12 protein-coding genes are annotated in these 12,082 nt (G+C 33.0%); 2 read left to right on the top strand and 10 right to left on the bottom strand.

The window, feature by feature from the left end; all coding sequences use genetic code 11:
• Positions 1-112 precede the first annotated feature (112 nt).
• From AC4FQ5_RS10155 to AC4FQ5_RS10130, 6 genes are all read right to left on the bottom strand, one after another.
• Positions 113-415 carry a hypothetical protein gene (locus AC4FQ5_RS10155; RefSeq protein WP_300350103.1) on the bottom strand — a complete coding sequence of 101 codons (303 nt, stop codon included), beginning with the start codon at positions 413-415 and terminating at the stop codon, positions 113-115.
• A gap of 24 nt (positions 416-439) precedes the next feature.
• Positions 440-1,105, bottom strand: a complete 666-nt coding sequence (locus tag AC4FQ5_RS10150) for a carbonic anhydrase (RefSeq protein WP_491142957.1) — start codon at positions 1,103-1,105, stop codon at positions 440-442.
• 389 nt (positions 1,106-1,494) lie between these two features.
• Positions 1,495-2,052 (bottom strand): serine O-acetyltransferase, encoded by a 558-nt coding sequence (locus AC4FQ5_RS10145; protein WP_491142956.1) that lies wholly within the window; start codon positions 2,050-2,052, stop codon positions 1,495-1,497.
• A gap of 50 nt (positions 2,053-2,102) precedes the next feature.
• Entirely contained in the window at positions 2,103-3,251 is a 1,149-nt protein-coding gene (locus AC4FQ5_RS10140; RefSeq protein ID WP_491142954.1) for a glycosyltransferase, read from the bottom strand.
• Positions 3,252-3,382: 131 nt separating this feature from the next.
• Entirely contained in the window at positions 3,383-4,279 is an 897-nt protein-coding gene (locus tag AC4FQ5_RS10135; RefSeq protein ID WP_491142952.1) for a glycosyltransferase family A protein, read from the bottom strand.
• Positions 4,276-5,430, bottom strand: a complete 1,155-nt coding sequence (locus AC4FQ5_RS10130; protein ID WP_491142950.1) for a glycosyltransferase — start codon at positions 5,428-5,430, stop codon at positions 4,276-4,278. The genes AC4FQ5_RS10135 and AC4FQ5_RS10130 overlap by 4 nt, the downstream gene beginning before the upstream one ends.
• 93 nt (positions 5,431-5,523) lie before the next feature.
• On the opposite strand from AC4FQ5_RS10130, the gene AC4FQ5_RS10125 reads away from it, so the two are divergent.
• The gene (locus AC4FQ5_RS10125) at positions 5,524-6,300 is read left to right on the top strand and encodes a class I SAM-dependent methyltransferase (protein ID WP_491142948.1); all 777 of its coding nucleotides are present in this window, start codon (positions 5,524-5,526) and stop codon (positions 6,298-6,300) included.
• Between the two features lie 33 nt (positions 6,301-6,333).
• Here AC4FQ5_RS10125 and AC4FQ5_RS10120 read toward each other — a convergent pair whose 3' ends face one another.
• Both AC4FQ5_RS10120 and AC4FQ5_RS10115 read right to left on the bottom strand, forming a co-directional pair.
• Positions 6,334-7,350 carry a glycosyltransferase family 2 protein gene (locus tag AC4FQ5_RS10120; RefSeq protein ID WP_491142946.1) on the bottom strand — a complete coding sequence of 339 codons (1,017 nt, stop codon included), beginning with the start codon at positions 7,348-7,350 and terminating at the stop codon, positions 6,334-6,336.
• Positions 7,350-8,159 carry a glycosyltransferase family 2 protein gene (locus AC4FQ5_RS10115; protein WP_491142943.1) on the bottom strand — a complete coding sequence of 270 codons (810 nt, stop codon included), beginning with the start codon at positions 8,157-8,159 and terminating at the stop codon, positions 7,350-7,352. The genes AC4FQ5_RS10120 and AC4FQ5_RS10115 overlap by 1 nt, the downstream gene beginning before the upstream one ends.
• 57 nt (positions 8,160-8,216) lie before the next feature.
• Between AC4FQ5_RS10115 and asnB the strand changes: the two genes are divergently transcribed.
• Positions 8,217-10,040 (top strand): asparagine synthase (glutamine-hydrolyzing), encoded by a 1,824-nt coding sequence (gene asnB / locus AC4FQ5_RS10110; RefSeq protein ID WP_491142941.1) that lies wholly within the window; start codon positions 8,217-8,219, stop codon positions 10,038-10,040.
• On the opposite strand, the gene AC4FQ5_RS10105 is transcribed toward asnB, so the two are convergent.
• Both AC4FQ5_RS10105 and AC4FQ5_RS10100 read right to left on the bottom strand, forming a co-directional pair.
• Positions 10,035-11,150, bottom strand: a complete 1,116-nt coding sequence (locus AC4FQ5_RS10105) for a glycosyltransferase family 4 protein (protein ID WP_491142939.1) — start codon at positions 11,148-11,150, stop codon at positions 10,035-10,037. The genes asnB and AC4FQ5_RS10105 overlap by 6 nt on opposite strands.
• Positions 11,138-12,082 (bottom strand): glycosyltransferase family 2 protein, encoded by a 945-nt coding sequence (locus AC4FQ5_RS10100; protein ID WP_491142937.1) that lies wholly within the window; start codon positions 12,080-12,082, stop codon positions 11,138-11,140. The genes AC4FQ5_RS10105 and AC4FQ5_RS10100 overlap by 13 nt, the downstream gene beginning before the upstream one ends.

Raw genomic sequence — 12,082 nt, 5'->3', positions numbered from 1 at the left:
TACGTTGATGTAAATAGTGAATCGATTAAAATCAATCAAAAATGATTGGAAATTAATGAAATGTAAAAATGTTCAGAATCGAAGACGATTTGAATAAGTAAATTGTAAATGACTAAGCTTCCGGAGGCGGAGAAAATATGCTCAGTAAAGGAGATAGATGAAAATCGTCATCTATTAATGTGAAAGATCTGCCCTCAATATCAGGCTCAAAGAACTTAAGATAATCGTAAACATCTAAAGTTTTTGGAAGTGTTTTTTCGTAAACAGAAAACAGAGATGAGTAATGAGAATGGGTTTCTTCTTCGTTCACTATTACATTGGTTGACATGATATCCCAATCAGCAACAGCAGCAATGCTTGGCAATGCTGTGAAGTTGAGGACGATCATTAATGTAATAATACTCCAGAATTTCATTTACTCTTTTTATTTTTTGAAAGATTATTTCTTTCGGCTCATCACCCAGTCTGAACTGGTAAGATTATATATTTTTTGAATGTCTTTTAAGATTTTCTCAAAGTCAATCTCCAGATCAATAATTTTTCCCGTTCTAAGGTCAAATACCCAGCCATGCACCACAGGAAACTCATCAATGATATATCTTTCCTGCACACAAGCCATTTTAATAACGTTGATGCATTGCTCCTGAACGTTTAGTTCTACCAATCTGTCATAGCGTTTTCCTTCATCATCGATAGAATCCAGCTCAGCTTGATGCAATCTGTACACATCACGAATATTTCTCAACCAAGGATTTAATAATCCTAAATCCTGAGGCGTCATCGCAGCTTTTACTCCACCGCAATTGTAATGTCCGCAAACAATAATATGTTTCACCCTCAAATGTTCTACAGCATATTGTATAACTGCAGTGGAACTCATATCTAAAGTGTTGACTACATTGGCAATGTTTCTGGTGACAAAAACTTCACCGGGTTCTGTTCCCATCAATTCTTCGGCAGTTACCCTGCTGTCTGAGCAGCCGATATACAAATAATCGGGATGCTGGGTTTTTGCAAGTTCCTCAAAGAATTTCGGATCCTTTTCGATTTTAGATTCAACCCATTTTCTGTTGTTTTCAAAAATAGCTTCGTACGATTGTGACATAAATAAATTTTAAATTGAATGAATTATTTATTTCGTTTAAATTATTTTTAAAACCAATAGACTAAATCAATAACTATGCAAAAATATGATTTTTGATGAAACAGCCATCATTTTTAACAAAGTTTAATATTAAATATGCTTAAAATCATGTCAGATTTTTTAAAACTGTTGTTTATATATAGTCTTTTATGCTCAAATTTTATTTTATCAGCAATATAAACATCAATTTTAAGATAAATTTACAAAAAACAGATCATAAATAGTAGGATACAATATTAAATATCTAAGATATTTCTCTGATTATTAAAACCATTGTTTTAAAATATAATTTTCAACAAGAAGATATTATGAACTATCAGAAGATATATTTCAAACAGCTTATCTTTGACTTATACTCTGTTATTGATATATCCCTCGGTCGCATTCTTGGTGGGGTAGATCTTTGCTTTGTTTCCTGCAACAATAGAATTATCGGGTACGTCTGTGTTTACATAAGAATTTGGTGCAATCAAAACATTGTTCCCAATGGTGATGCTTCCTACAATTACGGCGTTGGGACCAATCCATACATCATCTCCAATTACAGGAAAGCCTTCATTTTTTCCCCGGTTTTGTTGCCCGATGGTAACGCCCTGTGCAATATTGCAGTTTTTGCCGATTACCGCTTTGGGGTTGATCACCAGACTCCCCCAATGTCCCAGATATAAACCTTCACCTATTTGCGTTTCCGGATAGATCTGAAAACCGTATTTAATCTGAAAATGTCGCAGAACAATCTTCCAGTAGAATCCTAAAACAGGAGTTTTATTAAATTTCTGTGCCTTTCTGAGAATATAGATAAAGTGCAGATTAGGATTGATGCATTTCATCAAAATCTGAATGGGTGAAAGCCATTCGCCACTTTCTCGGTAAAAATCTTTTTGTATAATGGTGTAATTCTTGGGCATGCAGCAAATTTAAGGATTCTGTTTTATTTTTATTGATAATTAAATCTTAATTATAATTCATCTAAAACTGAAACTATTCTGGCAACAGAATGATCAAGATTAAAAGGCATAGTATAATTTTCGAGTTTTTCGGTGTACCCGGAGAAAAATTCAGGATTTGTTAAAGCTTTTTTCATGCCCAGATAAATTCCTTCCTCGGAGTTTTCTACAATCAAACCAAGTTCACCGTTGTTCAGCATTTCATTAACGCCGGAAACTTCTGTGGCGATGATTTTCTTTTTCAGAGTAATCGCTTCAAATAAAACAGTCGGGAAACCTTCATATCTTGAACTTAAAATATAAAAATCAGAATTTTTAAAGTAAGGATAAGGGTTATCAGTAAAACCTAACATGGTGGCGGTTTCGTCAACTCCCAATTCGGTTTTTAAATGTTTAATGTTTTCAAAATCATACCCGTCACCTACAATCAAAATTTTATGTTTAAAGCCTTCATCAAGTAGTTTTTTGTGAACTTTCAAAAGTCTGTCGAACCCCTTTTGAGGAAAAACAGTTCCAACCGATATGAAAGTCGGAATTTTCTCATCAAATTCATAATTGATAACCGGTTGCTGAGCCTTTGTTACAATTTCTTCGGTATCCAGAGGATTGTATATTTTTACAATTTTTTGTTTTTCAGCTTCGTTTCTGGCTAAATTGTGAAATAATTGTTCTATTTTTTTTGAAATCACCATAATAGAGTCAAACCCGAAAAACTTTCGAATTTCCTGATTTGTATATTCTTTTACCTGTGAAAGATCATTGTGAATCCAGATGATTTTTTTTGAAGAATGGTTGGTAGAATGAAGGATTTCATCGCGCATTCCATGAATAGCTGCAAACTCGATGTCGTATTTTTTATCTTTTAATATAAGAGTATACAGAAGATCGGGGAATTCTTTTAAAACCTTTTGAAAGATCACTCTCGCTGCTTTTTCCGGGATGTCCTGAAGTCTGTTGGTAGTGATCATTTCACCTTTGTTGAGGTAAATAACGTTCACCCAATCAGGAACTTCACTAAGATATTTTCCTGAGTATAAATTTAGTAATAAGTCAATTTCGTACTTATCTTCAGGAAGATTTTTGAGGAAAGTTACCAATACTTTTTCAGCTCCTCCATGACGAAGAGAACCGATACGTATGAGGATTTTTTTCTTGATCATTTTGTTTGAGGGATTGTGTAAGAAAGAACTAATTTAAATTTTTTCTTCGATATATTGAAATTTTGAAGCAATGGTTTGTGGTATCTTCCAAAAATATAATTTCCAAATAAGCTTTTTAATTGAAGCGTTTTTTAAATAAATTTTGAAAATGGATAGATTAAATATGCTAGTGTTTTTATTTCAGATGCTTCCAGATCCGAGGTGATTTTTTTTAGAGATCTGCCGTCAATCTTAGAGAATTTGAGGTAACCACCGAGATTTCTAAAAATTGTCATTGGATTGCTCCAAATTTTTGAACCGTATATATTCAGAAAAGCTTTGTAGTTTTCCGCGAGTCCAAAAGCATTTTTTTTATCGTAAAACTGATTGGCAAGAGACTGCTCATCATTTTTGTCACGAAAATAGATTCTCGTAACTTTATTAATACAATAGTGAAATCCCAACTTATCAAACTGAAACTGAAAAACACCTTCCGGAATAAAACCTTTTCCGGCAAGATCACCAAAATTCAGTTTCATTTTTTTGTAAATTTCTGTTTTTCCCATACCCCATTTGTCTCCTTTTATTTTGTACTTGTAGCGCATATCAAAAATACTGCAGATCAATGGGTCTTTTGGGAAACGATCTCCCACAATATCACCAAACTGATCTTCACAAAGCGTCGAGACAAAAACAATATTCTGACTGTCTGGAATGTTTTCCCAGGTATTTACCAGTATCTCCATAGAATTTGGAGGAAGAGCATCATCAGAATCCAACGGTGAGAAGTATTGACCTTCGGCCAGATCAATTCCACGGAAAAAAGTTAAAAATTTGTGCTGGTTTTTCTGATGATAATAACGGATTTTAAAATCAGCTTCTTTCTGAAATCCTTCAACTAAACCTTTAGTATTGTCAGTCGAACCGTCATCAATCACGAGCCATTCAAAATTTTTGAAAGTCTGATTTTGCAAAGATTCAAAAACTCGTGGCAATGTATGTGCACGATTGTAGGATGGAGTAAGAATGGTTACTTTTGGAGCATTCATTGTTTAAGTTGATATTGACTGAGAAACACTTGGGTTACTTCATCATAGATTTTTTGATTGTCAAATTTCTCTGTTGATTTTTTGGTACTGTTTTTTATTTTATTTGGAATTTCAGAATTTGTGAGAAACAGTTTCATTCCTTCATAAATAGAATTTTCATCAGGATTTACCAAATATCCATCTGCTTGATGATCAATCATTTCCGGAATGCCACCAACATTGGTACTGATAATAGGAATATGTAGCCCCATTACTTCCCCAATCGTTAAAGGATAAGATTCAGATTCCGAAGGTAATACAAAATAATCTGAATTTTTTATATAGGGATAAGGATTTGTCTGTGTATCAAGCAACAAAAATGTTTTTTCAACCTTTAGTTCTTTTGCCTGTTTTTTTAAATTTTCCATTTCGCTACCTCCTCCAATGACAGCAATAGAATGTGAGAATCCCTCATCAGATAACCTTTTATGGATATTCATCAAAGTATGATAGTTTTTTCGGCTATGTAACCTTCCCATTGAAGAAAATACAGGGTGCAAATCATAATGTACCGGAAATTCTTCAGCTTTTTTTCTTACCTCATCGATTTTGATAGCATTGTAAATCACAGAACTTCTGGGGTATTCAATCTGGTAAAGATCTTTTATTACATCTCTTGTCTGTTTTGATCCGAAAATTACCCAGTCAAATTTTTTCAGATTGTTTATTCGGCTAAGAACTCTTTCCTGATCAGGGTCATAACTTACATCGGTATGAAACCAAGCGATTTTTCTTGATTTTAAAGGGCTTGATAAAATGTTTTCAAACTCTGCGTAAGTAGGAGCAATTTCTATATCAAAATCGTCTTTAATGATTTTTTTATAGAGTAATTTGGGGTTTTTTCTATAAAAAAGGAGAGTTAGGTTTCTCTTAACCAGCTGCAATGTCCTGAGAAAATTATTATTACTCATGTCTTCTTTTCCTTTTTGAAAAGTAATAACTTTAATATCTCTCGGAATATTACTTCTCAGTTCACCCTGATTAAGCGTGAGGAAGAATGTAATATCAAAAAGATCTCTCGGAAGATTTTCTAAAAGATCAAGAAGAACCCTTTCTACACCTCCCATCTCCATAGATCTGTGGCGGAAAAGCACTTTTATTTTCTGATGCATTTGTGTAGTTTTCAAAAAAATAATTCTTAAAAAAGCAAATATAAGATTGTTTGAGCAATTCTTTTGTATTTTTGCATCTCAAAACATAATTGTATGAGTAAAGTCGCTGAAATCGCAACAACATTTTTTGGATACCTGAAACGTCCTGATCTTTATCCCGAGCTGAGACGAAAAATTTGGAAAAACATTTTTAATCGTTCATCAGCTTTGCGTGGTAAAGAAGAAGCAGAAATCTGGTGTAAAAATTTAGCGGTTTCTGAAAAAGAATTTATTGAAAAAATACTGAAAATTACTTTTGTTCCTTTTCAGGAAATCTTTCCGATCGAGTATGAAGCGGCAGTACAGGCACAGGAAAAAGCGCCTATAAAAATGGGAGGTGCGGGCTCTTTAAGTGTTATTTATTATATTAATGAATATACTTCTGCACAAAAATCAATAGAAACAGGTGTTGCTTACGGATGGTCTTCTTTTGCAGCTTTAGCATCTTTAGTGAAGAGAAACGGAACACTTTTCAGTTCAGATATGCCTTATATTATGCAGAACCAAAGTGAAGATTTTGTAGGATGCGTGATCCCGGAAAAATATAAAAACAATTGGGATCTTTATCGTTTTGCAGACAAAGAATCTCTGCCTAAGATCTTTGCAAAGGCAGATTCTTTAGATGTGGTACATTATGACAGTGATAAAACCTATGACGGAAGAATTTGGGCTTACACTTTGTTATGGGACAAATTAAGAAAAGGCGGAATTTTTATGAGTGATGATATTGGCGACAATGCAGCTTTTAAAGATTTTTGTGAAAGCAAAGGGCTGGAGCCACACATTATAGAATTTGATGGCAAATACGCCGGAGTTATTATAAAAAATTAAAACAAAAACCACAGAAATATTCTCTGTGGTTTTTCATTCTGTTTTACAACCCATATTTTCATATTGCGAACGGAACTTATCGACCCACTGTTCAAATTCCGGGATATTAATTTTTGCCGAAACGAAATTTTTTAAATAATCTAAAGAAAAATCGTTTGGGAAATTTTGCATTGCATCAAAATCTCCTTTCAGCCAGGCTTCGTTAATCAGGTAATTAAATTGATTGACATCAAAATCAAAGCCGTATTCGTGATAAGAATTGGTGGCAGAAGACTGGAATGTAGTTTTCATTGCTTCTGTTTTTAATCTTGAGATAAAGTTGGGATTATTGAGGTATTTTTTATAGAAAACAGATGCATTGATGAGTTGTTTTTTTTCATCCACTTTACCATCCATGCCTTTCCAGATTTCTAACCAATATTCTTTTTTGTAAAAACCCATTAATATAGAATTGAGAGACCAATATTTTAAATGGGTAAGATTATTTACAAATTTCAATTTATAAAGGATCGTGAAAAATTTGTATTGATTGTGAAAGAAAGCTGTCATTAGCTTTCTATTCATCAACAGCAAATTTTTTGGTTGTGCAGATTCTAAATTCTCAGAAATTGAATTTAGATTCAAATCTTTTCGTTCGTTTTCGTTACCAAGCCAACCCAATTTTAAAAGATGAATATCAAATTTTTGCGCATCTTTTGTTAACTCATTTAAATTTACAGCTTGTGTAAACCAAACATCATCTTCTGTTACAATGACATATTCTGATGAATTTTTAACGTTCTCATACCAAAATTTTGTAGGAATTTCAAAACCATTGATAGATTTTCCGGATGCAATATTTTCTTCAATTGCTTTAACCTTATTTTCGTAATTATCTGACAGAAGTATTTCTACTTCAGGATATTTTTCACGAATTTTATCAAGATGTTTTTCTGGAGTTCCGTCATCCAAAACCTTGATTTTAAAATCACCCGAAACATTCTGATAAATTGATGTGATGCATCTGTCAAGATAAAAAGGGCGATTAAAAGATTTTATAATAATATCCATTACTGAAGTTTTCTCTGTATTTTCTTAAAAATGGTATTCTGTTTTGTAAAAATAAATTCAGGAAGATTATCAACACGATCAATTTTTTTACCGTAAAGTTGCTGTATATGTCTTCTTTTGGCTGTATCTAAAATGACTTGATGCCAGTTTTGATTTAATTTACCTTTCTTGGATTTTTCCTGAGAAACTCCTTTTTCGTGCAGCCTGTAAAAATATAAAGGTTCTTTTATAAATGTAAAGTTCCCGGTTTCGTATAGTTTTAAATAAAGATCCTGATCTACTGCGGAAGTAAGTGCCGGATTGATTCCTGAAGTTTGATCGTAGGCTGATTTTTTAAATGTGAAAAAATGATTCGCTTCTAAAAAAATATTGAAAAACAATTGATCTCCGTTTTTTACCGATTTGGAATGTGGGAATGGTTTTAAAGGTTTTAGATTATGATCACAAAGAAAAAATTTTGAATAAGTCACCACATTTTTTTCTGTATAATTTTTTATACTGATTTCTATTGCATTTTCTGCCAATGCATCATCAGGGTCTACAAACCCGCAAATTTCTCCTGAAGACAATTCTATACATCTTCTTTTTGTGTAACCGACTCCCTGATTTTGGTCATTTTTATATAATTTAACTCTTGAATCATTTTTCGTCAGTGTTTCGATTTTTTCAAAAGAATCATCAGTAGAAAAGTCATCTACAACAATCATTTCAAAATCTTGGAAAGACTGCTTGAGAAGACTATCATAACATTCTGTGAAATAATGATAATTATTATAGTGTGCAATAAGAACAGAGAATTTTTTCATCATCAAAAATATGGTCAAAATTAACGAAATAATCTTAGATTTGCACCTTAATATTATGATATGTGTGGAATTACGGGGATTGTGAAGAAAAATATTCGAGAAGAAGTTTTCTATCATCAAACTCTTAAAAATATGACGGATTCTATTATCCACAGAGGTCCGGACGATGAAGGTCACGAGTATTTTCAGAATTGTTTTCTAGGTTTTAGAAGATTGGCAATTGTTGATCTTTCAAAAGACGGGCATCAACCGATGTATTCCAATACAAAAAATGAGTGTATCGTTTTCAACGGTGAGATTTATGGTTATCGCGACTTGAAAAAGGATCTTTTTGATTATCCTTTCCAAAGTAATACAGACACAGAAGTAATTTTATCACTATTTCAAAAATATGGAACAGATCTTCCGAAGCATCTTAACGGAATGTTTGCGATTGCAATCTGGGATGAAAAAAAGCAACAGCTTTTTTGTACGCGAGACCGTTTTGGAGAAAAGCCTTTTTATTATGCCATTGGAAAAAACGGTGAATTTATTTTTGCTTCGGAGATCAAAGCTATTTTGGCAACAGGTCTTGTAGATGCAGAGTTGAATGATGATGCGATTCATCATTTTTTAAAGCATATGTATGTTGACAGTCAGCAAAGTATTTATAAAAAAATTAAAGTTCTACCTCCTGCTCATCAATTAATCTATAAAGATGGACAAATTGAATTTTCACAATATTGGAATTTTCCTGATCAGGAATCTGATATTTCGGAAGAAAAAGCTGTAGAAAAATTTCAGAAATTGGTAGAGCAATCTGTTGAGAAACAATTGGTAGCAGATGTAAAAGTAGGAGCATTTTTGAGTGGAGGCTTAGACTCCGGGACATTGGTTGCGCTTTCTTCAAAGAAAAATAATAATTTGACAACTCTCGGATTTCAATATGAAGGTGATTGGGACGAAATGCCCGATGCGAGAAGCATTGCAGAAAATTATAGTACGGATCATAAAGAAGTAAGTCTGCAAAAATCAGAAATTCCTAAAACACTCGTTGAAGTTTTGCAAAAATTAGACGAACCACTTGCAGATACAGCTATTCTTGCGACTTATACAATTTGTAAGGAAGCAGCAAAGAATATGACTGTCGTGATCACAGGTAATGCAGGTGATGAGCTGTTTGGTGGTTACAAATGGTATCAGCAGGAGAAAGAAATTCTTGAGAAAGGAGGTGCAAATTCTGCATTCCTTCCATTTTATAAAATTAGCTCAACCCTTAGTGAAAAGGCAGGACTTGAAAAATCGAGACTTTACTTTTTAGATAAAATTTTCAGATCTAAATTTCCTGATATTGTAGCATATCAAAAAGGAAAGGTTCACAGTAATTTTTCGGAAGAAGAAATCTTTCATCTATTGAAAAACAAACAAAGTTATGAGCATCAATACAGCTTTGATTTAGATAAAAACAATCTGAATACCTGTATGAAAATGGATCTCACCAATATCATTCCGGGAGATTATCTGGTGAAAGATGACCGTATTGCAATGATGCATTCTATTGAGTTGAGAACACCTTTTCTGGATAAAGATCTCGTTGAATTTTGTGCAACACTTCCTGCCAAATATAAAGTGGACAGCAGTAATACAAAGATCATACTCAGAAAAGCATTTGGAGATCTGCTTACAGAAAACATCCTGAATAAGAAAAAACAAGGTTTCGGAGCACCCATCAGTGATTGGCTGAAGATCCCGGAAATGGAGGAACTTACGGAGAAAATTCTAAAAAAATCTTCATCAAAAATCTTTAAAAAATTAGATTTTCAGCAAGTTCAAAAGCAACTGAACTATAATTATAAGCATTGGTCCCTTTTGGTTCTTGGAATTTGGATGGAAGAACATTTATAAAGTTACCGCTTTACGAATAGCTTTTTCCACTTCTTCGATATGTTTTCTCATCGAGAAGTTTTCGTAGATAAATTTTTTCCCGTTTTCCCCGAAATTTTGAATAAGAGAGGGGTTTTCTAACAGGTGAATCATTTTTTCACCCATATTTTCCCAATCATTTTCGTCAACCAGAAAACCTGTTTCGCCATCTATTACGGTGTCAATAATCCCGCCGTGTTTTGTTGAGACAACAGCTAATCCTGCAGCAGAAGCTTCTAATATTGCTACCGGAGTTCCTTCTGCATCGCCGATTTTTGTAGTGATAGAATGCTGTACAAATACTGCACTTTTTGCGAGTAATTCCATCTGTTGTTCTTGTGATATCCAGCCCGGAAAATCTACAGAATTTTCAATTTTCAATACTGTGACCAAATTTTTCGTGTCTTCAAAAAGTTCGCCTTCACCTGCAAAAATAAGTTTAGCTTTTGGAAATTTTTGTAGTACTTTATGAAATGCTTTTATGGTGGAAAGAGGCGATTTCATTTCTGCAAATCTACCGATTGCGATAAAAGTCTGAGAATGATAGTTTGGATTAATATTGAAAAATTCATCTCTTGCGCCCAATGGAGAAAAAATAATTTGGTTATCCTGAAAGCCAAATTCTTTCAGCTTTGGAATCATGTTTTTTGCAACAGGAATAACCAATGATTTGTACTTTGCGAGGTTTTCATATTCATCCCAATTGCTTTTAACAATTTCTTTTTTGTGAACTTCATATCCCAAAACATTCGCTACAATGGGAATATTAAGCTCTTCACAAGCCTCTCTGATCGCAGAACCGGTATTCATGAATTCTGCAAGAACACAATCGATTTTTTCGTTTTGCAGTATTTTTTTGAACCGGTTTTTGATAAGCGAATTTAATTTTCTTTGATTTTTTAATGAAATAAAAGAATACCAGTATCTTATCAATTTTTGTTGCCTCAAAGAAGTTCCCATATAAAAATAAGGAATGAAGCCTCCAAATAAAACAATTTTATCGAAGGGAAGAAATTCAATATAATTTCTGCTGAAAGAACCCATTGGTTTGAATCTTCCGTTGGTTGCTATAGCGATCTTTATTTTTTCCATCTGTTGCTGACTTTTGTGAAAATTCCTTTATAGAACAATCGGGCTTTAGAAATATTCAAAAAAGAATACTTGGAAATTCTGAAAAATGATGATTTAAATATTTCTTTCAGTGAATGATCCCGAATCCATTCATTAATTAAATTGATGTATACTGTTTGTTTTTCATGATGACTGTATTCAAAGTTTTCAAGGAAAAAATGATTTGCTTTTATTTTTTCTTCAATTCTTCTTTCTCTTTTTTCCACAGTATTATAATTTCTGGTAGATTGAGATAAGTGTCTGAAATAGTTTTGTTTGGTCGCATGGAAATAAACGTTGCCCTTTAATAAAATATGTGCATAAAAAAGCCAGTCACCAGAAGTTTTAAAATCCTGAATATGTTCTATTGCCTTTGTTGCAAGATCTTTTTTAAAGATAACCGAACTGGCATTTAAAATAAAATTTTTCTTCGAAAGATATTTTTTTACATAAGTTTTACCATCAATTTTGTGGTCGTTATTCCAAAGAGAGGCATCAAGTTCTTGAGTGTATTTTTGTATTGTATTGAAAAAAGGCTCCTCATTTTCACCGATTAAATAAGAGTCACAGTAATACAACGAAATGTCCTGAGTCTTTTTAAGGATTGTATTTGCCGTCTCCAAAAAATCAGCCGTGCAGAAGTCATCACTTTCTGCAATCCAGATGTAATTATATTTCGATAATTCCAGACCTTTTTTCCATTGGGCAAAAGGACTCCCGGAATTGGCAGTATTATAAATTTTGTGGGTAATTCTTGAATCACTGTATGAATCAATAATTTCGATACTTTCGTCAGCCGAATGATCATCTAAAATAATCACTTCAAAATCTGTGAAAGTCTGCTGAAGTACCGAATCAATTCTTTTTTTTAGAAAGCGTGCATGATTGTAATTTGGAATAATGACAGAAAACAT

The organism is Chryseobacterium sp. DT-167, from assembly GCF_058310155.1.
The sequence above is the reverse complement of the archived record's forward strand: the minus strand, read 5'-3'. Positions and strand labels throughout refer to the sequence as shown.

Excerpts from the sequence above, each read along its gene's own strand:
- AC4FQ5_RS10155 (WP_300350103.1), bottom strand. The coding sequence starts at position 415 with ATGAAATTCTGGAGTATTATTACATTAATGATCGTCCTCAACTTCACA.
- AC4FQ5_RS10150 (WP_491142957.1), bottom strand. The coding sequence starts at position 1,105 with ATGTCACAATCGTACGAAGCTATTTTTGAAAACAACAGAAAATGGGTT.
- AC4FQ5_RS10145 (WP_491142956.1), bottom strand. The coding sequence starts at position 2,052 with ATGCCCAAGAATTACACCATTATACAAAAAGATTTTTACCGAGAAAGT.
- AC4FQ5_RS10140 (WP_491142954.1), bottom strand. The coding sequence starts at position 3,251 with ATGATCAAGAAAAAAATCCTCATACGTATCGGTTCTCTTCGTCATGGA.
- AC4FQ5_RS10135 (WP_491142952.1), bottom strand. The coding sequence starts at position 4,279 with ATGAATGCTCCAAAAGTAACCATTCTTACTCCATCCTACAATCGTGCA.
- AC4FQ5_RS10130 (WP_491142950.1), bottom strand. The coding sequence starts at position 5,430 with ATGCATCAGAAAATAAAAGTGCTTTTCCGCCACAGATCTATGGAGATG.
- AC4FQ5_RS10125 (WP_491142948.1), top strand. The coding sequence starts at position 5,524 with ATGAGTAAAGTCGCTGAAATCGCAACAACATTTTTTGGATACCTGAAA.
- AC4FQ5_RS10120 (WP_491142946.1), bottom strand. The coding sequence starts at position 7,350 with ATGGATATTATTATAAAATCTTTTAATCGCCCTTTTTATCTTGACAGA.
- AC4FQ5_RS10115 (WP_491142943.1), bottom strand. The coding sequence starts at position 8,159 with ATGATGAAAAAATTCTCTGTTCTTATTGCACACTATAATAATTATCAT.
- asnB (WP_491142941.1), top strand. The coding sequence starts at position 8,217 with ATGTGTGGAATTACGGGGATTGTGAAGAAAAATATTCGAGAAGAAGTT.
- AC4FQ5_RS10105 (WP_491142939.1), bottom strand. The coding sequence starts at position 11,150 with ATGGAAAAAATAAAGATCGCTATAGCAACCAACGGAAGATTCAAACCA.
- AC4FQ5_RS10100 (WP_491142937.1), bottom strand. The coding sequence starts at position 12,082 with ATGTTTTCTGTCATTATTCCAAATTACAATCATGCACGCTTTCTAAAA.